The sequence below is a fragment of the Caulobacter sp. NIBR2454 genome, from assembly GCF_027474405.1.
In the GTDB taxonomy this organism is placed as follows: domain Bacteria; phylum Pseudomonadota; class Alphaproteobacteria; order Caulobacterales; family Caulobacteraceae; genus Caulobacter.
The window spans coordinates 3187986-3210879 of the sequence record NZ_CP114871.1 but is presented as its reverse complement, the minus strand read 5'-3'; the positions used below and the strand labels follow the sequence as shown (position 1 = coordinate 3210879).

At 66.5% G+C, this 22894-nt stretch carries 22 protein-coding genes and 1 other RNA gene; 13 read left to right on the top strand and 10 right to left on the bottom strand.

Going from position 1 to position 22894, the window contains the following annotated elements:
• Positions 1 to 20: 20 nt before the first annotated feature.
• Both O5K31_RS15665 and O5K31_RS15660 read left to right on the top strand, forming a co-directional pair.
• Entirely contained in the window at positions 21 to 1808 is a 1788-nt protein-coding gene (locus tag O5K31_RS15665; protein WP_269714678.1) for a DUF885 domain-containing protein, read from the top strand.
• An 88-nt stretch (positions 1809 to 1896) separates the two neighbouring features.
• Positions 1897 to 2313: an MAPEG family protein gene (locus O5K31_RS15660; RefSeq protein WP_269714677.1), complete on the top strand. Its 417-nt coding sequence runs from the start codon at positions 1897 to 1899 to the stop codon at positions 2311 to 2313.
• Positions 2314 to 2328: 15 nt separating this feature from the next.
• Here the strand turns inward: O5K31_RS15660 and nudC are convergent, their stop codons facing one another.
• Positions 2329 to 3261 carry an NAD(+) diphosphatase gene (gene nudC, locus O5K31_RS15655; RefSeq protein WP_269714676.1) on the bottom strand — a complete coding sequence of 311 codons (933 nt, stop codon included), beginning with the start codon at positions 3259 to 3261 and terminating at the stop codon, positions 2329 to 2331.
• 81 nt (positions 3262 to 3342) lie between these two features.
• Here nudC and ffs point away from each other — a divergent pair.
• The 4 genes from ffs (at position 3343) to recR (ending at position 6304) form a co-directional block, all read left to right on the top strand.
• An RNA gene (gene ffs, locus O5K31_RS15650) (signal recognition particle sRNA small type) lies at positions 3343 to 3438 on the top strand.
• Between the two features lie 114 nt (positions 3439 to 3552).
• A complete protein-coding gene (locus O5K31_RS15645) occupies positions 3553 to 5364 on the top strand; it encodes a DNA polymerase III subunit gamma/tau (protein WP_269714675.1) in 1812 nt (603 codons plus the stop codon).
• Between the two features lie 3 nt (positions 5365 to 5367).
• Positions 5368 to 5697 (top strand): YbaB/EbfC family nucleoid-associated protein, encoded by a 330-nt coding sequence (locus O5K31_RS15640; protein ID WP_269714674.1) that lies wholly within the window; start codon positions 5368 to 5370, stop codon positions 5695 to 5697.
• Between the two features lie 4 nt (positions 5698 to 5701).
• Positions 5702 to 6304, top strand: coding sequence for a recombination mediator RecR (recR, locus tag O5K31_RS15635; RefSeq protein ID WP_269714673.1), 603 nt, complete (start codon positions 5702 to 5704; stop codon positions 6302 to 6304).
• Here the strand turns inward: recR and O5K31_RS15630 are convergent.
• On the bottom strand, positions 6301 to 7362 hold the full coding sequence (locus O5K31_RS15630; RefSeq protein ID WP_269714672.1) for an FAD-dependent oxidoreductase: 1062 nt from the start codon (positions 7360 to 7362) through the stop codon (positions 6301 to 6303). The genes recR and O5K31_RS15630 overlap by 4 nt on opposite strands.
• 240 nt (positions 7363 to 7602) lie before the next feature.
• On the opposite strand from O5K31_RS15630, the gene O5K31_RS15625 reads away from it, so the two are divergent.
• Complete coding sequence (locus O5K31_RS15625; protein WP_332367286.1) at positions 7603 to 8145, top strand: hypothetical protein; 543 nt, start codon at positions 7603 to 7605, stop codon at positions 8143 to 8145.
• On the opposite strand, the gene O5K31_RS15620 is transcribed toward O5K31_RS15625, so the two are convergent.
• A complete protein-coding gene (locus tag O5K31_RS15620; protein ID WP_269714671.1) occupies positions 8140 to 9045 on the bottom strand; it encodes a LytR/AlgR family response regulator transcription factor in 906 nt (301 codons plus the stop codon). The genes O5K31_RS15625 and O5K31_RS15620 overlap by 6 nt on opposite strands.
• Positions 9046 to 9219: 174 nt before the next feature.
• Here O5K31_RS15620 and O5K31_RS15615 point away from each other — a divergent pair, with 174 nt between their 5' ends.
• The 3 genes from O5K31_RS15615 (at position 9220) to rpoH (ending at position 11943) form a co-directional block, all read left to right on the top strand.
• A complete protein-coding gene (locus O5K31_RS15615; RefSeq protein WP_269714670.1) occupies positions 9220 to 10062 on the top strand; it encodes a universal stress protein in 843 nt (280 codons plus the stop codon).
• Positions 10063 to 10172: 110 nt separating this feature from the next.
• A complete protein-coding gene (locus tag O5K31_RS15610) occupies positions 10173 to 10781 on the top strand; it encodes an NAD(P)H-dependent oxidoreductase (protein WP_269714669.1) in 609 nt (202 codons plus the stop codon).
• A 265-nt stretch (positions 10782 to 11046) separates the two neighbouring features.
• A complete protein-coding gene (rpoH, locus tag O5K31_RS15605; RefSeq protein ID WP_442867786.1) occupies positions 11047 to 11943 on the top strand; it encodes an RNA polymerase sigma factor RpoH in 897 nt (298 codons plus the stop codon).
• Between the two features lie 6 nt (positions 11944 to 11949).
• Here the strand turns inward: rpoH and O5K31_RS15600 are convergent, their stop codons facing one another.
• The 6 genes from O5K31_RS15600 to O5K31_RS15575 all read right to left on the bottom strand — a co-directional run bounded on the left by O5K31_RS15600 (position 11950) and on the right by O5K31_RS15575 (position 18046).
• Entirely contained in the window at positions 11950 to 12672 is a 723-nt protein-coding gene (locus tag O5K31_RS15600; RefSeq protein ID WP_269714667.1) for a response regulator, read from the bottom strand.
• Positions 12673 to 12758: 86 nt separating this feature from the next.
• Positions 12759 to 13547, bottom strand: a complete 789-nt coding sequence (locus tag O5K31_RS15595; RefSeq protein ID WP_269714666.1) for a response regulator — start codon at positions 13545 to 13547, stop codon at positions 12759 to 12761.
• A 76-nt stretch (positions 13548 to 13623) separates the two neighbouring features.
• A complete protein-coding gene (locus O5K31_RS15590) occupies positions 13624 to 14691 on the bottom strand; it encodes a hypothetical protein (RefSeq protein WP_269714665.1) in 1068 nt (355 codons plus the stop codon).
• A gap of 136 nt (positions 14692 to 14827) precedes the next feature.
• Positions 14828 to 16114, bottom strand: coding sequence for an adenylosuccinate synthase (locus O5K31_RS15585; protein WP_269714664.1), 1287 nt, complete (start codon positions 16112 to 16114; stop codon positions 14828 to 14830).
• 111 nt (positions 16115 to 16225) lie between these two features.
• Complete coding sequence (locus O5K31_RS15580) at positions 16226 to 16831, bottom strand: acyloxyacyl hydrolase (RefSeq protein ID WP_269714663.1); 606 nt, start codon at positions 16829 to 16831, stop codon at positions 16226 to 16228.
• Positions 16832 to 16906: 75 nt separating this feature from the next.
• Positions 16907 to 18046 (bottom strand): zinc-binding dehydrogenase, encoded by a 1140-nt coding sequence (locus O5K31_RS15575; protein ID WP_269714662.1) that lies wholly within the window; start codon positions 18044 to 18046, stop codon positions 16907 to 16909.
• A gap of 235 nt (positions 18047 to 18281) precedes the next feature.
• On the opposite strand from O5K31_RS15575, the gene O5K31_RS15570 reads away from it, so the two are divergent.
• The 3 genes from O5K31_RS15570 to O5K31_RS15560 all read left to right on the top strand — a co-directional run bounded on the left by O5K31_RS15570 (position 18282) and on the right by O5K31_RS15560 (position 22686).
• Entirely contained in the window at positions 18282 to 19928 is a 1647-nt protein-coding gene (locus O5K31_RS15570; RefSeq protein ID WP_269714661.1) for a M28 family metallopeptidase, read from the top strand.
• Between the two features lie 42 nt (positions 19929 to 19970).
• The gene (locus tag O5K31_RS15565) at positions 19971 to 21359 is read left to right on the top strand and encodes an L-serine ammonia-lyase (protein ID WP_269714660.1); all 1389 of its coding nucleotides are present in this window, start codon (positions 19971 to 19973) and stop codon (positions 21357 to 21359) included.
• A gap of 184 nt (positions 21360 to 21543) precedes the next feature.
• Positions 21544 to 22686, top strand: a complete 1143-nt coding sequence (locus O5K31_RS15560; RefSeq protein WP_269714659.1) for an endonuclease — start codon at positions 21544 to 21546, stop codon at positions 22684 to 22686.
• Here the strand turns inward: O5K31_RS15560 and O5K31_RS15555 are convergent, their stop codons facing one another.
• Positions 22687 to 22893, bottom strand: coding sequence for a hypothetical protein (locus tag O5K31_RS15555; RefSeq protein ID WP_269714658.1), 207 nt, complete (start codon positions 22891 to 22893; stop codon positions 22687 to 22689). It lies immediately after the preceding gene.
• Between the last annotated feature and the right edge of the window lies 1 nt (position 22894).

The following is a 22894-nucleotide window of genomic DNA, read 5'->3' as shown; positions in this document are numbered from 1 at the left end:
AGGATTCTCTGGGAGCACATATGATCGATCGTCGCCGACTGCTGGCCGCCACGGCCGGGCTCGCAGCCCTGCCGTCCTGGGCGCTGGCTCAGGCCGACGAGGCCGCCCGCCTCGACGCGCTGCTCACCCGCCAGTTCGAAGAGAACATGGATCGAGCGCCTGAAGGGGCGACGAGCCTGGGCATCGACGTCGGCGCACGCGCGGGTCAGCGCAGCCTGCTCGACGATCGTTCCGTCGCCGCGTTCCAGGCCAACGGACAGGCCGCGGCCCGCCGACTGGCCGAACTCAAGACCATCAAGGCGGACCTGCTGCCGCCCGACGCGCGCCTGTCCTATGACGTCGCGCTCTTCCAGCGTCAGATCGCCGACGGCTATCGGCGCTTCCCCTGGCACACGCCGGACGGCTGGCGGCAGACCCCCTATGGCGTCTCCCAGCTCGGCGGCGCCTACGCGATCATTCCCGACTTCCTGGACACGCGGCACCCCATCGCGGTCAGCACCGACGTGGACGCGTTCATCGCCCGCCTGGACGCCTTCGCCACCGCCCTGGACCAGGACACTGAACGGACGCGCGCCAACGCGGCCATGGGCGTCATCGCGCCCGACTTCATCCTCGACAAGACCCGCCAGCAGCTGATCGCCCTGCGCGACCGCCCCGGCGCCGACCAGCCGATGGTCAGGTCGCTGGCCCGCCGGTCGGCCGAAAAGGGCCTCAAGGACGAGAGCGCCAAGGCCGCGGCGATCTTCGACGGCCCAGTGCGCGCCGCCCTTGATCGCCAGATCGCCGAGATCGAGCGTCTTCGCGTCCGCTCCAGTCATCAGGCCGGGGTGCGCCGTCTTCCCGACGGCGAGGCCTACTACGCCCTGAACCTGCGCAACTTCACGACGACCGAGTACACGGCCCAGGAGATCCGGCGGATCGGCCTGGACCAGGTCGCCGACCTTACCTCGCGGATCGACGCTCTGCTGCGCAAGGAAGGCTACACCAAGGGCACGGTCGCCGAGCGCTTGGCGGGCGTGCGGTCCGAGGCCCGCTTCCGCTTCTCCAACGATGACGCCGGGCGCGAGCAACTCCTGGCCTATGTGAACGCCGAGATGGCGGCGATCCGCGCCCGCATGCCGGAGATATTCCCGCGCATCCCTCGCACCGACTTCGTGGTGCGCCGCGTGCCGGTGTCGATCGAGTCCGGCGCGCCGGGCGGCTACGCGCAAGGCGGCTCCCTCGATGGCTCACGGCCGGGAACCTACTACATCAACCTGCGCGACACCGCCGAATGGCCGCGCTGGACGCTGAAGACCCTGACCTATCACGAGGCGGCGCCGGGGCACCTCTTCCAGGGCGCGCTCGCGCTGGAGGCGGGGGAGCTTCCGCTCTACCGGCGGGTCGGCGGCTTCTCGGCCTATGGCGAGGGCTGGGGCCTCTATTCCGAACGTCTGGCCGATGAGCTCGGCGTATATGAGAACGACCCGTTCGGCCGCATCGGCTACCTGGAGAGCTTCCTTTTCCGCGCCTGCCGGCTGGTGGTCGACACCGGCCTGCACCATGAAGACTGGAGCCGCGAGCAGGCGATCGGCTACTTCGCCGAAAACCTGGGCGATTCCAACGAGGCGGAGGTCGAGCGCTACTGCGTCGCCCCCGGTCAGGCCTGTTCCTACAAGATCGGCGAGACCTTCATGTCGCGCCTTCGCGACGAGTTCCAGGCGCGCCCGGGCTTTGACCTCAAGCGCTTCCACGCCGCCATGATCGATGGAGGCAACATTCCACTGACCGTTCTCGAGCGTCGGGTCCGCGCGGCCTTCGCGTCCTGATGGCGCCGCGGGCCTGACGCCACGTCAGGCTTCGCAAGCTGCGCCGTTTGGGTCAGTCTCTCCCCATAACTCTGGGGAGGGACGCTCAATGAACACCATGCTTGCGCCGGTTCTGGCGCTGATCCTGTGGTCGCTGATCGTATGGCTGTGGATGTACGCCACGCGTCTGCCGGCCATGACCAAGGCGAAGGTCCGGCCGCAGGATGCCCGTCATCCGGGCTCGCTGTCGGTCCTGCCATCAAATGTTCGGGCGGTGGCGGACAACTACAACCACCTGATGGAGCAGCCGACCATCTTCTACGCCCTGGCGTTCTGCGTGCAGATCGCCGGCCATGTGGATGGGGTCAATCTGGCGCTCGCCTGGAGCTATGTGGGCCTGCGCGTGGTCCACAGCCTGATCCAGAACACCGTCAACCTGGTGATGCTGCGCTTTGCGGCGTTCAGCCTTGCGACCATCGTCCTGGCCGTGGCGGCGGTCCGAGAGGCGCTTGTCCTTTTCGTCTAGCGCGGCGTCGCGAGGCTAAAACCCTTCGGACCACGCCTTCAGCAACTGGTGAGCGATCGCCATGGGCGGGGGCGCGAAGGCGTCCTTGATCTCGCCCTTCAGCAGGGCGGCGGCTTCCTCGCGGGTGAACCAGCGGACGGACTCCAGCTCTGTCTGGTCTGGGGCGGCCTGATCGCTGTCGACCTCGGCGATCAGGCCGATCATCAGCGACGAGGGATAGGGCCAGGGCTGGGTCGAGTGGTAGCGGACAGAGGTCGCCTTCAGACCGGCCTCTTCCTCCAGCTCGCGGGCGCAGGCCTCCTCGATGGTCTCGCCGGGTTCCAGGAAACCGGCGAGGGCCGAGTGCATGCCCTTGGGCCAGCCCGACTGACGGCCCAGCAGGCACTTGTCGCCATGCACGGCCAGCATGATCACCACCGGGTCGGTGCGGGGGAAATGTTCGGTTTCGCAGGCCGGGCAGACCCGTTTCCAGCCGCCGTCGGCGACTTTTGACGGCTGGCCGCAGGCCGAGCACCAGCGATGGCGGCGACGCCATTCGAACATCGCCTTGGCGGTGGCCAGGATGCCAGCGTCGGCCGCCGGCAGCTGCGGCGCGACGGCGCGCAGCTCCTCGAAACGGCCGATCCCTGAAAGATTGCTGGTCGCCGCCGGATCGCCGATGCCGTCCAGGTCCACGGCGAAGACAGCGGTGCCCTTCCACAGGCCCATGAACAGCAGCTGTTCCTCTCCGCCGGCCATCTCCTTGGCCATGTCGGCGGGGAAATAGGCGATCTGCACGCTCTTGCCGCCCTCGGCATCCTCGATCAGGGGCTTGCCATTCCAGAGCGCCAGGCCAAGCGAGGTGGGGTCGGCCAGCTTTTCGGCCACCCAGGCTTCGTCAGACCGCTGCGCGCTGGCGCGGTCCAAGGGGTTTGCGGCGAATGTGTTGACGGGTGCGGGAAGCGGCATGACCGTCTTCGTCGCTGACCCGCGTTGGACGGTCAAGCGCGGTCGTGCTTGCGAAATCGGGCCGGCGAAGCGATATAGCGCTCGAAGTCGGCGCGGGCGGACGCCTCGCCAATCTGGTCAGGGCCGGAAGGCAGCAGCCACAACGAGTTTCGCTCCGGGTCGCGTCGGCTTCACCTTTCCCTCAAAATGTTTGGCTAACCCCGCCGCCGTCCTTTCGGATAGCGGGTGCGATGACATAGATTGTGCGAGCAACGCACTTTCTCGGGCGAGTCCCGAGTCGAAGGACGCCCCTTGATCGACGACGACACGCCTTTCGAGCCGGACGAGGTTCCCGAGCGCGACGAGAACACCGCCGACATCTTCGGCGGCGCACCCGCTGCCGCTCCCGCGCCGACGGCTGAGCAACCGCCCCTGGCCGTGTCCGAAGAAACCTCGGCCGCCTATACGGTGCTGGCCCGCAAGTATCGCCCGCGCACCTTCGAGGACCTGATCGGCCAGGAGGCGATGGTCCGCACCCTGGCCAACGCCTTCTCCACTGGCCGTATCGCCCACGCCTTCATGCTCACGGGCGTCCGCGGGGTCGGCAAGACCACCACCGCCCGCCTGCTGGCCCGCGCCCTGAACTTCGAGAGCGAAACGGTCCACGCTCCGTCGGTGGACCTGACGGCCGAAGGTCGCCACTGCCGGGCCATCATCGAGGGCCGGCATATGGACGTGCTGGAACTCGACGCCGCCAGCCGCACCAAGGTCGACGAGATGCGCGAGCTGCTCGACGGGGTGCGGTATTCGCCGGTCGAGGCGCGGTACAAGGTCTACATCATCGACGAAGTCCACATGCTCTCGACGGCGGCGTTCAACGCGCTTCTGAAGACGCTGGAGGAGCCGCCGCCCCACGCCAAGTTCATCTTCGCCACCACCGAGATCCGCAAGGTCCCGGTGACCATCCTGTCGCGCTGCCAGCGCTTTGACCTGCGCCGCGTCGAGCCCGACGTGCTTAGCAATCACTTCGCCCGCATCGCCAAGCAGGAAGGCGCGATGGTCGAGGCCGACGGCCTGGCCCTGATCTCCCGCGCCGCCGAGGGTTCGGTGCGCGACGGCCTGTCCCTGCTCGACCAGGCCATCGTCCAGGCCGAGAAGGGCCAGACGGTCACCGCCGCTGTGGTCCGCGACATGCTGGGCCTAGCCGACCGCGCCCAGACCATCGCCCTGTTCGAACACATCATGCGCGGCGAGGTCGGTCCTGCCCTGGAGGCGTTCCGCACTCTGTGGGGATTTGGGGCCGACCCGGCGGTGGTCATGCTCGACCTGCTGGAGCATTGCCACGGCTCATCCGTGGCCAAGGCGCTCGGCCCCGACGCCCTGTCCCTGCCCAAGGAGCAGGCTGCCCGCCTGGCCGCCATCGGCGCCAATGTCTCGGCCGGGCTGCTGTCGCGCCTGTGGCAGATGCTGCTCAAGGCCCATGAAGAGGTCCGCCGCGCGCCCGACGCGCCGGCCGCCGCGGAAATGGCCATCATCCGTCTTACCTACGCCGCCGAGCTTCCGGGGCCGGAAGAAGCGCTCAAAGCCCTGCGCGAAGGCTCTCCGATCGGCGGCGGCCCCTCTGGTGGTGGCGGCGGCGGCATGGCCGCTGGGGGGGGCGGCGGCGTCGTCGCCCAGGGCATGGCCATGAGCCAGCCGGCTCAGCAGGCCGCCCCCGTCATCGCCAGTTTCGAAGACGTGGTGCGCCTGATCGACGCCAAGCGCGACGTCGGTCTCAAGTGGGATGTGCAGCAGTACGTCCGCCCGATCAGCGTGCGTCCCGGCGTCATCCAGTTCGAACCCGCCCCCGGTGCCCCCCCGAACCTGTCGAGCCGGCTTGTCAGCCGGCTGAAGGAATGGACCGGCCAGCCCTGGCTGGTGGTGACCGACGGCGGCAAGGGCGGGGAGACGGATCGCGAGCGGGAGCGGCGCGAAAAGCGCGAAGTGCTGTCCCAGGTCGAGGCGGACCCCTTTGTTCGGGCCGTCATGCAGGCCTTTCCGGGGACCGAGATCGTTCACTTCGGGAACGCCCCGCAGATCATCGAGGCGGCCTCGGCCCCCGAAGCCGAAGACGAAGAGGAGTAAGGCGTGAAGGATATTGGCGGGCTGATGAAACAGGCCCAGGCGATGCAGGCCAAGCTGGCCGAAGCCCAGGGCAAGATGGCCGAGATGACCGCCGAGGGCGGCTCCGGCGGTGGTCTCGTCACCGTGACCCTCAAGGGCTCGGGCGAACTGGTGTCGGTTCATATCGACGAGAGCCTGATGGCGCCCGGCGAGGCCGAGGTGCTGGCCGACCTGATGGTGGCCGCCCACGCCAACGCCAAGAAGACCCTCGACGCCCAGCAGGCCGAGATGATGCGCGCCGCCGCCGGCCCCATGGCAGGCATGATGGGCGGCATTCCGGGCCTGAAGTTCTAAGCATTTGGCCGCTTCCGCCGGACCCGAGATCGAGCGCCTCATCGCCCTGCTGTCCAAGCTGCCGGGCCTGGGCCCGCGCTCGGCCCGGCGGGCGACCCTGGCCTTGCTCAAGCGCCGCGACCAGTTGCTCGGCCCGCTCGCCGACGCCCTGGCCGCAGCGCGGGATCGGGTGAAGACCTGCGGCGTCTGCGGGGCCCTGGACACCACCGATCCCTGCGCCGTCTGCAATGACCAGAGCCGTGACCAGACCCTGATCTGTGTGGTCGAGGATGTGGGCGCATTGTGGGCCATGGAGCGAGCCGGCGCCTTCCGAGGTCGCTACCACGTGCTCGGCGGCCTGCTGTCGGCGCTCGATGGCGTGGGTCCCGAGGCCTTGCGGGTGCGCGAACTGGTCCAGCGCTCCACCGGCGGTTCGGTGCGCGAGGTGATCCTCGCCTTGCCGGCCACGGTCGATGGCCAGACCACGGCCCACTACCTGGCCGAACGGCTGATCCCGTCCGGCGCTGCGGTCACCTCGCTGGCCAGGGGCGTGCCCGTGGGCGGCGATCTCGACTGGCTGGACGATGGCACCATCGCCCAGGCCCTGCGCGCCCGCCGACCCGCCTAGGTCCGGCGCGGGGTGAACAGCTCGGCGATCGTGCGCACCGACGCCTCGGCCTCCGCGCGGTCGGGCTGTTCTGCGTCGATCCCGTAGCCCCAGCTTTCGTCCGGGCCGACCGACTGCACGATGATCCCGTCGCGCCGGGAGAGCACCGAGACATCCTTGTAGAACACGCCGTAATCGACCTCCGGCTGGGCCGGCAGCCAGGTGATCTGACCGCGCACGGGCACGACGCTTTCGTCCTTCCACAGGGCTCGCGCGCCATATCCGGTGCAGTTGATCACCACCTTCTGCTTAAGGGCCGACAGCTCGGCGGGACTGTGCAGCTCCAGCGTCTCGATCTTGCCCCCGGCAAGCAGGAAGTCAGACATCAGGGTGTGGCCCAACTCGCTGACATTGAACATCAGGGTCGGGGCGCGCCGGACGTGTGCGACGGGGAAGGGGTGGGCGCCCGCCGCCAGTGTCTCGGCGCGCGGCGTAAGGTCCGGAACCCGCCGCTCATAGTGCGCGAAGCCGATGGGATCGGGGCGCGACGTGCTCCCGAACGGCGCGTCCGACAGGATGTAGCGATCGGTCCAGGCCACGGGATCGCCGGCCAGACCCAGATAACGGGCATAGGTCTTCCACGAGACGCGGGCCATCTGCTCCCACAGCATATCGAAGCCGGCCGGCGCCTGACTGGCCAGGGCCACGCGGGAGTCCGGCGACCAGACTCCGGTGGCGCGGGCCGAGCGGACCTCGGGCATCCGCTCCTTGGCGTAGATGGTCACCCGCGCTCCGGCCCGCTGAGCGGTGAGCGCGGCCGCCAGCCCCAGGGCGCCGCAGCCGATGACGGCGATGTCGCGCTCTCCGCCGGCCAAAGCCTTGGCGACGACGATCTGCGCCGAGCCCCAGGACAGGGACCAGCCGCTGCCGCCATGGCCGTAATTATGGACCACCAGCTTGTCGCCCACCGTCTCGGTGTCGAAGCGCGGTCCGGCGGCCCGGAAGGGGCGCGAACAGACGGTGATGTTGAAGATGCTTTCCGGCCTCGCTCGGATCGGCGCCAGCGAAGGCGCTCGCATCAGGGGTTGGGGAAGGGGGGATCCTGTCGTCGCACAAGCCCCCAGAGCCTGGACCCCGCCGACCGCCACGCCAAGTCGAAGTAAGGTGCGACGGTCCATCCGCCGCGCGATCTGATTCATCTGGCTCCCCCTATGCGGCCCCACCTTGGCCGCTGGGCGTCCCGCCTGTCCCGCCGCCGCTGCCAGACCCCATGATCGCCCGCAAATCTGGCGCTTTCTTGAGCGCGCCCAAAGCACGCCCTGCGCTCTTGCGCGCCAAACGACGCTTTCCGCCCAAACCCGCTTGAGGCTTCAAGGGTAGTCCTGCCGTCCCCTGGCAACGACCGCGACCTTAACGACCCTTACTTCGCGGGCTTCAACCAAGAGAGCCGCTACATAAATTTCGCGGTCAATCTGGGTCTGGATTCCGCCCACGCCGATGAATTCGAGCAAACCTACGGAGAGCTGAGCTACGCCCAGGTCATCGATCGCGCCTATGACGAGATCATTGGCGACCGCGTCGCTGCCGCCAACAACATCGATGTCGCCGCTGGCCAGGCCTACTTGGGTCGTGTTGAGAACATCGACTTCCTCACCCGCCTCGCCGCAGGCGCCGAGGAGGTCGCGCTGTTCGTAAAGGCGGCGCTCGTGGGCCAGATACTGTCCATCGGCGCGAGTACGACGTTCGGCGTCTACAGTGAGGCGACCACGCGATACCTCCTGGATCTGGCCGAGGGCGGGCTGACATCAGACCGTCCGGTAGATCTCGTGGGCTTCTACAGCGAGGTGGGTGGCGACTTATGAGTCTCGGTCGTCGGTGTCAGGCCCGTCTCGCCCGCCCAGCCTCGCGATGCGGCTTCGGACCTCACGGCTGATCTGTCGGCTGATTGAGGTTTCCACGCCGTTCTGCAGAGTGATCCACCAGATGGAGCCACGTCGTTCCAGATTCTCGATCATGTCGAGGCGAACGATCGCTGAGCGCTGAACGCGCATGAACTGGTCCGCCGGCAGGGCCGCGCCGAAGGTCTTCAGCGGACCTCGAACCAGATGCTGTCTGAGGGGCGTGTGGATGCGCACGTAGTCGCCCTCGGCGGTGACCAAGATGACCTGGGTCAGGTCGATGCGCACCTTGCGGCGGCCGTCAGTACACCAGATGAATGCCGGGGGCGGTGTCTCGCTGGCCGCGCCGCCGTACTCACGCCTAAGCGATTGGAGATCGCGATGGATGATAAAGGCGACGATGGCTACCGACATCGCCAAGGACGACATCACTGACATCTGAACGTACAGACTATCGAAGATGCCGCGCCAACTGGGAGTTAGATCGGTCAGGCTGCCAAAGGAAAGGACTATGATCGCCCCGAAGATGAGCGCGCTAGGAGGAGTGGACAATATGGCGGCCAGAACAAGCCCGCCGACTCCATAGCGCCGGCCGGCCGCCAGGATCAGGTGATACGTGCCGTAGCCCAGCAGGCAGGCGCTGATGAAAACAGTCAACTCGGCGGGGATGTGTTCGATCTTGGGGCCGCGTCCCATGAGGATGGCGCGGAGCGTATAAAGTCCGTTGATCAATCCGTGACAGCAGATGACGAACGCTATTGGCGCGCCGTCCACACTCAACTTGGATCGCTTCGACAGCGCTTCCTTGGGCGCCGAAGCCGGTGTCTGGTCTTTGACGAAGCTGTCCTCTGGGTAGTGCCTCATTCGAAAAGGGTAGCACTTTAGAGCCGTTCGGCCGCCGCCGCCGCGATCAAAGGCCCGGTTTCGGCGATGAACCGTCGAGGTCGTTCGACCAACGGCGCTATCTTTATGATTTTGACATGGATCATCGCGCGGGCTGCGGCTTCCCAGGATGCTCTCCGAGCAGGGAGCCACGCCATGACGTTTTCCGATATCTTGATCGCCGTCGAAGCCTATCCCTTCGAAGCGCCTGTTAGCGTCTGGCCGCGCGTCGCGGCCTTGGCCAAGGCCCTTGGGACACAGGCCACGGCGCTGGGTTTCGAACTTCGGATCACCCCGCCCAAAAGCCGTCTTGGGCAGTTGTTTATCTCCATGGATGTTCTGGCGGGCGAAGAGGAGGAGCGCAGTCGGACCGCGACGGGCCGCGCGCTTTCGCGCCTGCAGGAGGAGGCTCGTTTGATTGGCCTGCCCCTGGAGGTGCTGACCGAGAAAATCCACATCTATGACGAGGCCCAGACCATGGCCCGCCATGCTCGCACGCGAGACGTCACGCTGCTGCCGGTCGGCGCAAGCCTGGCGGGTGATCTTGAAGCCGCCGAAGCGGTGATTTTCGGCTCCGGCCGCCCGGTCGTGGTCGTGCCCGAAGCCGGGCGGATGGTCGGCGCCCTGGATCGTATCGCCATCGCCTGGGACGGATCGCGAGCGGCGTCGCGCGCCATGGCGGACGCGCTGCCCTTGCTGGTGTCGGCTTCCGAAGTGCGTCTGGTCTGCATCCCGGATGACAAGGCCCTGCCCCACGAACTTTCACCCGCGGCCGCCCAGCGCAATCTTGAGCGCCACGGGATCTCCAGCGAAATCGACATGCTGATGGCCAGCGGCCAGTCGCCGGCCGAACGCTTGCGCGACTACCTCCGCGACCGTGAGATCGATCTCCTGGTCATGGGGGCGTTCGGCCACTCGCGCGTTCGGGAATTCATTCTGGGCGGGATGACGGCCAGCATGCTCGCCGATCCGCCCGTACCGATATTGCTCGCCCACTAGTCTCGGCGGCTGTCGCCCTCGGCCGGTGAAGCCAAGACACCGCGCGACGCGTTGATGTTGGTGATCGAGCCGAGCGCTGGCTGAGCCTTTCACCCAAGGAGCAATCGATCATGAAACACGCTCTGATCATTGGTCACCCCGACGCCGAGGGATTCACCCAGTCGGTGGCTGCCGCCTATGCGCAAACGGTGCAGGGCCTAGGACACCAGACCGTGATCCGCGATCTCTACCGGCTGGAGTTCGATCCACGCTTGCAATCCCAGGAACGGTCCGACCGGCCGGGCTACGCCCCGGCCTCCGACGTGGTCGTCGAACGACAGGCTATCGGCGATGCGGACGTATTCGCCTTCTTCTATCCGCTCTGGTTCAACATGCCCCCGGCCATCATCAAGGGGTACGTCGATCGGGTGTTCGGAGCCGGCTTTGGCTACCGCGCCTTGCACGCTGGCGGCATGGACCCCCTATTGAAGGGGCGCAGCATGATCACCTTCACTTCGTCAGGTTCGAGCCGGGCCTGGCTGGAGGAGCAGGGCTGCTGGCTTTCCCTGCGCAATCTGTTCGACGACTATCTCGCGCGGTTGTGCGGGATGACGGTCGTGGACCACGTGCATTTCCCCTCGATCACCGCCGGCTTGGACAAGCGGTGGGTCGATGAGAATTTGGCGGCGACCGTCCGGCGCGCCAAGGAGGCTTTCGGCGGCGGTTCCGAGGGCCACTGAAGCCTCAGCGTATCGCTTGCGGACAAAAGGCGCCGGACGCGTTCTATGTCCGCGGCGGGGTTCGCCGTAGGTTGATGACGCAGTGGATGTCGTGGTTTGCGTCGTGCGCTGGAAGCACTAGAATACCCCAGTCCCGGACTCGGACATTACAAATGTGTTATCGGTCTTACCTTGGCCGCAACGCATTCCTATCTGATGCCTTCCAAGGGGGCCTGGATGTCGCGCGGATCGCCGCGCGTTCCGCTCCGCAAGAAAAAAGGGGATCATCGCTATGGCAACTGCAGGCACACTCGCAGTCATGTCGCCGGAAGGCGGCCTCTCGCGGTATCTCTCGGAAATCCGCAAGTTTCCCATGCTCGCCCGGGACGAGGAGTTCATGCTCGCCCAGGCCTGGAAGGAACACCAGGACCCGCAGGCCGCGCACCGCATGGTGACCAGCCACCTTCGCCTGGTGGCCAAGATCGCCATGGGCTATCGCGGCTACGGCCTGCCGATCGGCGAGGTGATCTCCGAGGGCAATGTCGGCCTGATGCAGGCGGTCAAGAAGTTCGAGCCCGACAAAGGCTTCCGCCTGGCGACCTACGCCATGTGGTGGATCCGCGCCTCGATCCAGGAATACATCCTGCGCTCCTGGTCGCTGGTGAAGATGGGCACGACCGCCGCGCAGAAGAAGCTGTTCTTCAACCTACGCAAGGCCAAGAGCCAGATCGCCGCCTTCCAGGAGGGCGACCTGCATCCTGATCAGGTCAGCGCCATCGCCACCAAGCTGGGCGTGCTCGACAGCGAAGTCATCTCCATGAACCGGCGCTTGTCGGGTCCGGACGCCTCGCTGAACGCGCCCTTGCGCTCAGACAGCGAAAGCGAGTGGCAGGACTGGCTGGCTGACGACAATCAGGTCAGCCAGGAAGACGCCGTCGCCGAAAGCGAAGAGAAGTCCCTGCGCATGGGCCTGCTCGAAGAAGCCATGACCGAGCTTTCAGACCGCGAGCGTCACATCCTGACCGAGCGTCGGCTGAAGGACGACCCGACCACGCTTGAAGAACTGGCGTCGCAATACGGCGTCAGCCGCGAGCGCGTGCGTCAGATCGAGGTCCGGGCTTTCGAGAAGCTTCAAAAGACCATGCAGGCGACCGCGCGCGAGCGGAACCTGGTCGACGCCTAGGCGCGACTAGGCCGCTTGACGCAGGCCGTCTGAAATCACGGTGACGATGGTGTTGATCATCGTCTTGAGGCGGCGCCGTTCCAGCGCCTCCCCACTGATGGTCAGGTAATCCTTCAACTCCCCGGCGGCGTAAGGCAGGCCGGGTATGTCGAAGGTGCGCAGCATCTCGGCCTGGGCCAGAAGAACGCGTTGCGCCTCGGGGGCATGTTCCTCGAACTGTTCAAGGCCCTGGTGCATTAGCTTCATCGCCTCAAGCATCCGGTTCACGCGGACCTGCTCTTCTTCGGCGGTCCGAAGAGGCCTTGAAGCCACCGCCGTCGCGCGCTTTTGCACCCGGGCAGTCGCGGCCCCCACCCGCTGAGACAAGCCGCCCATCGTATAGGGACGCCGCAGGAACTCCTGGACGCCCGCATCCTTCAACCCGTCGATCAGGGCGGCCGTGGGCTCGGCGCTGGTCAGGATCACGGGTGCATCCCTGCAGCCCCAATCACTCTGCCGAAGCGTGCGGGTGAAGGACAGGCCATCCACAACGTCCGGAGCGTGAGCGACGAAAAGCAGGTCAGGCTTTGCCTTAGACGCCAGATCGCGGGCCTGCTCGGCGTCGAAGGCGAAATGGATATTACATTTGATCAGGCTGTTGAGCAGGCTGGCGAGCATCCGCGCCGTCGATACGTGCGGTTCGACGATCAGGACGGCCGGATCGTCCACGAGCAGGGTTGGCGTATTCAAGACACGACCTCCGATGACTCAATCAGTCGTAAGGTCTGGTCGTTAATACTTGGTGCGCCGTTTTGACGCGGCGCTTGCGCTGTGCGCTATACCGCAGCCGCCAATGCCGCGAGCAGGGCCTTTAGCTTCTGTCGGGTCTGGCCCCGCGCCAGTGGGCCATCGCCCACAGGGCGCAGCAGCCAGGTGGCGAGATCGGCGGCCGCGGCGGTCAATGTGCTGGCGGGTGCGCCCTTGGTGGCTTCCTGCAGGATCGCGGTCTGCGCTTTCATCAGGCGGGCGGCTTCACCCGGATTGTCGTCCAGCATGGCTTCGGCGGCGATCAACGCCTTTGCCGCCTCCGCGAAGCGCAGCTTGGATTCGGCCGCCCGCACCTCGCCTCGGCGCTTGCGCGGGCCTTTGTATTCGGCCGAATTGAACCGCCGCCGGTCCGGCCCGACATAGGTTTCCGCTTCGATCCAAGGACGCGGCGGCAGCACCGCGACGATGCGGCGGGTCAGGTCCCCCACATTGTAGGGCCTGCGCAGGAACTCATGCACGCCGGCGTCCCGCGCCCCGAAAAGGATGGCCGTCGTGGCCTCGCTGGTCGCCAGGATGACAGGCGTCGCGCGGGCGTCGATGGGGCTGCGTCGCAGTCGCCGGGTGAAGTCCAGGGCGTCGATCTCGCCCGCGCCGTGGGCCACGATGATGAGAGTCGGGTTGAGGTTGCTGGCCACTTCCAGGGCCTGCGGCGCGCTGTGGGCCAAGGTCGCGTTGATCGGCGCGATGTCGCGAAGCAAGGCGGCCAGCATGCGGGCCCCGGCCACCTGAGGATCGACGATCAGCACCCGCGCGAGGCGTTCGGCGATGCGGCGATTGACTTTGGGGTCGACGGACATCGTCGCTCTCGACAGACCAGACGGGTGAGCAGCCTAGAGGCCGGGAGTAAGCGTCGCGTAAATCTCGGGGGCGGCTCTAGGCTTCGTGCCGCTGCAGGCTGGCCTCGAAGTCGTTGAGGATGTCGTACACCTCATCGACAGGCGCCACGGGTGGGCGTCCTTGCGGGAAGCGGTAGCGCCAGAAGCTGCTGATGTGGGAGATGGCGCCGATCTTCTCGCCCAGCGACAGGAACAGGTCCGGCGCCGACAGCAGGAAGGCGCGGAACGCCTGAGCCTTGCCGTTGATGGTCAGGTCGCGGAAGGCGTCGTCATAGACTTCCAGCGTGCGTTTGACGTCGCGCTTTTGCAGCAGGATCGCCCGTTGCAGGCGCTTGCGCATGGTGTCGATGTGGATGGCGGTGTCGGGGTCCGGCACGCGGGAAGCCACCAGTTCGCCCAGCTCGCGGACGACCTGACGCAGCTGCGGCTCCAGCACGCTGAACATCCACTTGTAATAGAGCACGCCCTTCCAGCTGAAGACGCCCTCGCGGAAGCTTTCGCCCTCCAGCACCAGAGTCTGGCGCAGGGGCTCAAGCCGCTCATCGACATCGGTCGACAGCAGGGCCTTCACCAGATTGGTGCTCTCGTTGCCGGTGGTCTTGCCCTCGCGGTAAGCCATGCGCGTCAGCTCGGCGATCTGGTCGCCGACGAAGTGCTGCATCTGCTCCATATCCGCCTGCGAAATGGCGAAGTAGCAGGGCGCCACGCGATGACCATGCCGGCGCAGGTTCTCACGCAGCAGGAACGGATCGAGCGAGGGCAGGGAGTCGATGAGGCGAAGCACCCGCAGGTCCGGGGCGATGTCGGCCACGTCGCGGCACGCCTCGCGCAGGATGTCGGCCCAACCCCGCTGCCCGACGAACAGCGACTGACCGCCCAGGCCAAGGTCGCTGCGCTCGAAGGGGATGATGATCTTGGTGGCGGTCGCTCGCGCGTCGTCGAACAGATAGGAGTCGTCAGGTCGCAGGCGGTGCTTGATGATCAGCGCGGTGTTGAGAATGCGGCTGCGGAACATCGGGGATTCCGAATATTCCGGCCGCGCGCTGCTTTGGGTTTCGACGGCGGGCAGATTCAGGACACGGCTGGTCGAGGCGGTCTTCTGCAAGGTACGCAGACTGCGCGCCGAGCGATCACCGCCGCCGGATCCAAATTTCCCTAGGGCGGACAAACGTCGCGCCTCCCCCTGTCAAACCGCCCCACCTAGCGCGGCGAACGGTTCGTTGTCGATAACCCTGTTCGCCCTAACCCTGAAAGGGGTCACGCATCAGGATCGTATCGTCACGCTCGGGGCTGGTCGAGAGCAAGGCGACGGGCGCTTCGATCAGTTCTTCGATCCGTCGGACGTATTTCACAGCATTGGCGGGCAAATCCTTGGTGGATCGGGCCCCCTGCGTGCTTTCGTCCCACCCCTCCATCTCCTCATAGATGGGGAGCGCGGCGGCCTGATCGCGCATGCCCGCCGGCAGGTAATCGACCGTGCGGTCGCCGATCTTGTAGCCAACGCAGATCTTGAGGGTTTTGAGGCCGTCCAGCACGTCCAGCTTGGTCAGCGCCACGCCGTCGATGCCGTTCAGCGCCACCGACTGGCGCACCAGCACCGCGTCGAACCAGCCGCAGCGGCGGGCGCGGCCGGTGTTGACCCCAACCTCGCGGCCGACCGTGGCCAGATGTCTGCCCACCTCGTCATTCAGCTCGGCGGCGAAGGGACCCTCGCCTACGCGGGTTGTGTAGGCCTTGACGATGCCCAGCACATAGCCCGGCCCGCGCGGCCCCATGCCCGAACCCGCCGCGGCCTGGCCAGCGACGGTGTTGGAGGAGGTCACGAAGGGATAGGTGCCGTGGTCCACGTCCAGCAGGGCGCCTTGCGCGCCTTCGAACAGGATGCGGCGGCCGTCCTTTGCCGCCTTGTCCAGCAGGCGCCAGGCCGGCTGGGCGTAGGCCAGAATCTTGGGCGCGATCTCCAGCAGTTGGGCCAACAGCGCCTCTCCGTCCGCTTCGGGCAGGCCCAGGCCGCGACGCAGAGCGCCATGGTGGCTCAGCAGCCGCTCGATCTTGGGACGCAAAGCTTCCGGGTCGGCCAGGTCGGCGACGCGGATGGCGCGACGACCGACCTTGTCCTCATAGGCCGGGCCGATGCCGCGCCCGGTGGTGCCGATCTTCTGCGACGAGGCGGCCTCGCGCGCCTGATCCAGGTCTTTGTGCAGCGGCAAGATCAGGCAGGCGTTGTCGGCCACCACCAGCAGGTCGGGGGTGATCGCCACGCCCTGGTCGGCGATGCGGCCGATCTCGTCCAGCAGGTGCCAGGGATCGACGACCACTCCGTTGCCGATGACCGACAGTTTGCCTTGCACGACCCCCGACGGCAGCAGGGCCAGCTTATAGACCTTGCCGTCCACGACCAGCGTATGGCCGGCGTTGTGACCGCCCTGGAACCGCACGACCACGTCGGCGCGGTTGCTCAGCCAGTCGACGATTTTGCCCTTGCCCTCGTCGCCCCACTGGGCGCCGATCACGGTGACGTTGGCCATTTTCGGATACGCTTTCTCAGCCTGCCCGGCGGCGCCCCAAGCCCTTCGACAGGTCTCGGCAGGGGGCGTTAAGCGAATTATCGGATGGGCGGCGAGAGGGCCGCCCCGAAGTCAGAAGCTGTAAACCAGCCGCACGCCAACGTCGTCAAGGCCCTCGTTCTTGCCGCTGGCCAGGATCTGGCCGTGGCTGAGGTGGACCCAAGACAGTTCGGCCGCGATCTTGTCGTTGAAGCGGTAGCCGAGGGTAAGCTCCGGCTGGAACAGGATTTTGGAGCCGAACTCGACGCGCTCTTCGCGCAGATCGATGCGGCGCTGCAGCTCGGCGGGCGTCAGGCCCGGCTCGCGGAAGTCGGGCAGCTTAGAGTAGCCGTCCTGGTAGGCGAGGCCCAGCGCCGGCTGGAAATAGAAGCCGTCCTCTTCCCCAAAATCGATCGGCCAGGCCAGGCCGCCGGAGACGAAGCTGGTGTCGCCCGAGGTGTTGCCGCTGACCATGGCGTAGAACTTGGGCTTGCCAAGCCATGCCGCACGCTCCCAGCGCTGCGACCGGACGCCCAGCATGATGTCCATGCCGTCTTCCTTGCCCGCCGCGCCGACGCCCAGCGCGTCGCCTATGAAGGTCACGTCGTGGCCGAAGACGCCGACAAAAGCCTCTTGTGCGCAGACGGGACCCGCCAGCGCAGCAAAGACGGCGCTCGCCGCCAACAACAGTTTCCGCATGAAAGCCCCGTCTATCCCTGAACGTCGGTCTATGCCGTGAACAGGGGGCCTCGCCAAGGGGCCAGATCGCGGGACCTAGCGGCTGGGATCGATCAGGTACTTTTCTCCCGTCGCGCGGCGGGCATAGGCGGCGATGTTGCTCAGGTCGAGCGCTTCGGTCAGCGACAGGGTTCTCTGGTACTTGCTGGCGAAGGTGGTGGTCAGCTCGGCGGCGACCCGCGCGCGCAGCCGCATGGCCGATTCCGCGCCGATCTTTTGCAGGAACGGGGTCAGCAGCCAGGCCCCGATGGCCCAGGAAAAGCCGAAGGCGCGGGACAGTTCGGTGGGCCGGGTGTCGAGAGCGCCGTAGATATAGGCCTGCTTGAAGGTGTTGGAGCCATAGCGGCTGTACTCGGTCATGCGCGCCACCGCGCCGGCCTCCATGGCGGTGAGGATCTGGCCGACCAGGTGACCGCCGCCGATGGCGTCAAACGCCAGGGTTGCGCCGGTGGCCGTGATCGCGGCGACCAGATCGTCCATGAAGCTGGCGGCGCTGGAATCGACGACATGCTGTGCGCCTTGGTCGCGCAGCATTTGCGCCTGGGACGGGGTGCGCACGACATTGACCAGGCCTACGCCCTCGGAAAGGCACAGGCGGTTCAGCATCTGGCCAAGGTTTGAGGCCGCCGCCGTGTGGACCAGGGCCGTATGTCCTTCCATCCGCATCGTTTCGACCATCCCTAGAGCGGTCAGCGGATTGACGAAGGCCGAGGCGCCTTGTTCGGCCGTGGCGCCGTCGGGCAGGACCATCACCTGACGGGCGTCCACGACGCGAAATTGGCTGTACATCGCCCCGCCTGCCAGGGTCACCCGCTTGCCGATAAGCGCTTGAGCCGCGGCGCCCGAACCGGCGGCGACCACGGTCCCGGCGCCTTCGTTGCCAACCTCCATCGCCTGATCGAGGCGCGCCTTCATGCCGCGCATCGCTCCGGCGGGAACGGGCGCGCGCACGATCGGACCATGCTCCCCCGCGCTCGACGTCGCTGCCGACAGGTCGGCCGCTCCCAGCAGCAGGCCGAGGTCGGAGGGATTGATGGGAGCGGCCTCTACCTGAATGACCACATCGTTTTCACCGGGCTGCGGCGTGGGGACCATCGCCAGGCTCAATTCCAACTCGCCGCCGGAGGTGACCTTTGAATGGAGCTGCAGTCCTTGTTGGAAGCGGGACGTGGTCATCGGGGCGATCCTCTTTGACGCTCGGAACGGCGGCCTCTTCAAGCAGACCTTAGCCGCAAAGCATCGCGCGATTCAAACGATTGTATGACCGACGCGGGGCGCCGCTCTGGGTTCGATCCAGGCTTCGGCGTCGTATTTGCGCCGCTGATCGTCGCTCTTTCGCAGGGCCCTAGCGGAGGCGCGAAGGCGGCGCTAGGGTCCGCCGCCTCAAAGATAAGGTCGTCCGGAAACGTCCATGAAAAAGCTCCTGCTCTGCACCGTCTTCGCCGTTCTGCCGGCTGTCGCTTTCGCGGCTCCGCCCATGGACCCCGCCCGTCTCGCCAAGGATGTGCAGACCCTGTCCTCGGACGCCTTCGAAGGGCGCGGTCCCGCTACGGCTGGCGAGGTCAAGACTGTCGAATATATCTCCGCCCAGATGAAGGCCGCGGGTCTTGAGCCCGGCGGCGACCTTAAGGACGGCAAGCGCGCCTGGACCCAGGACGTGCCGCTGGCCAAGTCCGACATCGTCGGCACGCCAAGCCTCAGCCTGACCATCGGCGGTCTGGCAAAGCCCCTGCGCCAGGGCGAGGACGTGGCCATCCGGGCCAACATGCGCGGCGAGAGCCGTGTCTCCGTGAAGGACGCGCCGGTCGTCTTCGTCGGCTATGGCGTGACCGCGCCTGAAAAGAACTGGGACGATTTCAAGGGCATGGACCTGAAGGGCAAGATCGCTCTGGTCCTGGTCAACGACCCCGATTTCGAAACCGGGCAGGGCGATTTCGGCGGCAAGGCCATGACCTACTACGGCCGCTGGACCTACAAGTACGAAGAGGCCGCGCGCCAGGGCGCCGTCGGCTTTATCGTCATCCACGAGACCGCCCCCGCGTCTTACGGTTGGGCGACGGTGAAGAACTCCAACACCAACACCATGTTCGACGTGGTTCGCAAGAATCCGGGCGAGGCGCACGCGCCGGTCGAGGGCTGGATCCAGCGTGATCTGACGGTCGATCTGTTCAAGCAGGCGGGCCTGGATTTCGAGGCCCTGAAGAAGCAGGCGCAGACCCGCGACTTCAAGCCTGTGGTCCTGAATGGCGTGACCTTCTCGGCGGACTACGACGTCAAGCAGGAGACGATCATCTCCAAGAACGTCGTCGGCAAGCTGACCGGCAAGACCCGCCCGGACGAGACGGTGATCTACAGCGGTCACTGGGATCACCTCGGCGTCGGTCTGCCGGACGCCAAGGGCGATACGATCTACAACGGCGCCATCGACAACGCGACGGGCATCGCCGCTCTGATCGAGCTGGGCCGCGCCTACGCCAAGGCCCCTCGCACCGCCCGTTCGGTGGTGTTCATGGCGGTGACCGCAGAAGAAAAGGGCCTGCTGGGATCGGAGTACTACGCCTCCAATCCCCTCTACCCGCTGGCCAAGACCGCCGGGGTCATCAACATGGACTCCATCAGCCCGCAGGGTCCGGCCAAGGACTTCACCATCAGCGGCTCGGCCGAGTTCGGTCTGCTCAACGACCTGATCGCCGAGGGCGTCAAGCACAACCGCACCTTCATCCGCGACCCCAACCAGCAGTCGGGCGGTTTCTATCGTTCCGACCACTTCCCCTTCGCCAAGCGCGGCGTGCCGGCTCTGTCGTTCGGCTCGGGCCGCGACATGGTCGAGGGTGGCCGAGAGGCGTCCAAGGCCTGGGGCGAGACCTATGGCCGTGAGCGCTATCACCAGCAGGCCGACGAGTTCGAGGCCAGCTGGCCGTTCACCGGCATGGTCGCTGACCTGAGCCTTCTCTACGACACCGGCCGAGCCTTGGCGGACTCCGATCGCTGGCCCGAATGGGCCGACGGCCAGGAGTTCAAGGCCGCCCGTGACGCCTCCAAGTCCGAACGCAAGTAAGGACAAGGCGGCCCGCGTTCCGGCGCGGGCCGCCGTTGCATCATGACCGCCAGCGTCTTCGACCTGTTCAAGCTCGGCGTCGGTCCGTCCAGCTCCCACACCATGGGGCCGATGACCGCCGCCTTGCGCTTCTGCACGCGCCTGCGCGATGCCGGACGGCTCACGTGCACGGCGCGGGTGGAGGTCAAGCTCTACGCCTCCCTGGCGCTGACCGGGCGGGGCCACGCCACCGACCGGGCCGTCATTCTGGGCCTGGCTGGCTTCATGCCCGCCACCCTCGACCCCGATGAAGGCGATCGCGTCATCGCCACTGTCAGGTCCGAACAGCACCTGAGGCTGGCTGGCGAGAAGGATATCGTCTTCGACGAGGCCCGCGACATTGTCTGGTCTGGCCACGAACGCCTGCCTCAGCATCCCAACGCCCTGACCTTCACCGCCTTCGACGCGGCGGGCGGGGCGCTGGACCAGCGCACCTTCTTTTCCATCGGCGGCGGCTTCGTCCGCGACGAGGACGAGATGGGCCAGAATGACCGCGACGAGGCGGGGCCGGAGGTTCCGCACCCCTTTGAGTCCGGCGCCGACCTGCTGGCTCGCGCCGACGCGGCAGGGCTGACCATCGCCGAGCTGATGCTGCAGAACGAACTAGCGGCACGCTCGGAGACCGAGGTCTTGGCAGGCCTGGACGCCACCTATGCGGCGATGGAATTGTGCATCGACAGGGGCCTGCGCCAGGACGGCGCGCTGCCTGGCGGCCTGAACGTCAAGCGCCGCGCCAAGCAGGTCCATGACAAGCTCAAGGACCGCATGGAGCGCCAGATCAGCGATCCCTTGGCGGCCATGGACTTCGTCAACCTGTGGGCGCTCTCGGTCAACGAGGAGAACGCCGCCGGCGGTCGGGTGGTCACCGCCCCCACCAACGGCGCGGCTGGTCTGATACCGGCGGTGCTGCGCTTCTTCATGCGCTTCCACAACGGCACGCCGCAGCAGGCGCGCACCTTCCTGCTCACCGCCGCCGCCATCGGCGCGCTCTACAAGCGCAACGCTTCGATCAGCGGGGCCGAGGTCGGCTGCCAGGGCGAGGTCGGCGTGGCCTGCTCCATGGCCGCAGCGGGTCTGGCCGCCGTCATGGGCGCCACCAACGCTCAGATTGAGAACGCCGCCGAGATCGGCATGGAGCACAATCTGGGCCTGACCTGCGATCCGATCGGCGGCCTGGTGCAGATCCCCTGCATCGAGCGCAACGCCATGGGCGCGATCAAGGCCATCGACGCCGCGCGCTTGGCCCTGCTGGGCGACGGCCAGCATTCGGTCAGCCTGGACAAGGTCATCGCCACCATGAAGCGCACCGGCGACGACATGAGCGAGATTTACAAGGAAACCTCACTCGGCGGCCTCGCCGTGGGCTTGGCCGTCAACCGGGTGGAGTGCTGAGCTCAAGTCGTGACAAAGAACTTTCGCTACCGTTTCATAACGGCGTCATCGAACCAGTAGAGAGAAGCCTCGCCGGCGAATAGATCAACAGACATCCGGCTGCGTCTGAACAACGTGGACCAGATCTTCGGCTCTGATTTGTAAACAGCCCAAGCATCGTGGTCCGCATGTCTAGGAGCGGCGAATGGCGTATCTAGCAGCTGTAACCCTGGCCTCCGCGCTTGCGACGGCGTCAGCGGCGATCCCTACGGAAACACCCTCCAGCCTCCAGGGGCCGGTGGCCCAGATTGTCGCCCAATCGGCTCTCGAAACGCAGGCCGTACCAGAACCCGAAGTCATGAGCACGGAGATCAGCGTGCTCACCTACAACGTCAAAGGCCTCCCCTGGCCCATCGCCAAGGGGCGGGCTCAGGCGTTGCGAGAGATCGGTGAAGAGCTGGCGCAAATGCGCCGCGAAGGCCGGCAGCCGCAGGTGGTGCTGATCCAGGAAGGCTTCCGCGACGAGGTGGAAGATCTGGTCGCGACCAGCGGCTATCCCCATTGGGCCCGTGGTCCAGGCCGCTCGGAACGCGCCGTGGGGCCGCAGCCCGAGGATGCCAAGGGCTTTGATCCCATCCGCTACCTGCGGTCTGGCGAAGGCTGGGGCAAACTGACCGGCGCTGGTCTGCACGTGCTCAGCGACCTGCCGATCTTGGAGGTCGTCAACGCACCCTATCGCTACTGCGCGGGCTTTGACTGCCTGGCCAACAAGGGCGTGATGATGGTGCGCCTGGCCCTGCCGGACGGTCCGGGCGAGATCGACATCATCAACACCCACATGAATTCCCGGCGCGCGGCCAAGGTGCCGATGGAGCGCTCGCTGCAGGCCCATCGCCTGCAGACCGACGAACTTCTGGGTTTCATCAGGACCCATTGGACGGCGGATCGCCCGCTGCTGGTGGGGGGCGATTTCAACGTCAAGAACGCGCCGGATCGCTACGCTCACCGTGCCGACGCGCGGCCCTACAAGGTGGTGGCCGAATTCTGCGGTCAGCGCGACAGCGGCTGCCAGGGCGAGGTCGTCGCTGCTGACGCCCAGCCCTGGCTACGATCACAGGACCTTCAGGCCTTTGTCAGCAAAGGGCCGATCGATGTGCGACCGATCCGCATCGACACCCTGTTCGGGTTCGACGGGATAAAGGCCCCCCTGTCGGACCATGACGGCTATCTGGTCCGCTATCGGCTTAGCTGGAACCCGACCGTCCTCGCCCTCGCGCGCAACGTCGGACCCGTCGAGGTCCGGCCACAGTTCCGCAACCCCGGCCTGCGCGTCTCGGTAAAGTACTGATCAGCAGGAGCCGGCGACGCGATCCAGGGCGTTGCTGAGTGCGCGGCGATAGACCTCCGAGCGGACATAGTCGTCGTAGCCAGCCTCGAAGCTGCCGGCCGAACGCCGCAGTTCCGAGATGATCTTGCGATAGTGCGCGGCATTGCGCTCGGCGGGCATGTTCAGGGCTTCGGCTGCATCCTGCAGCAACTCGGAAATCTGGTTCATG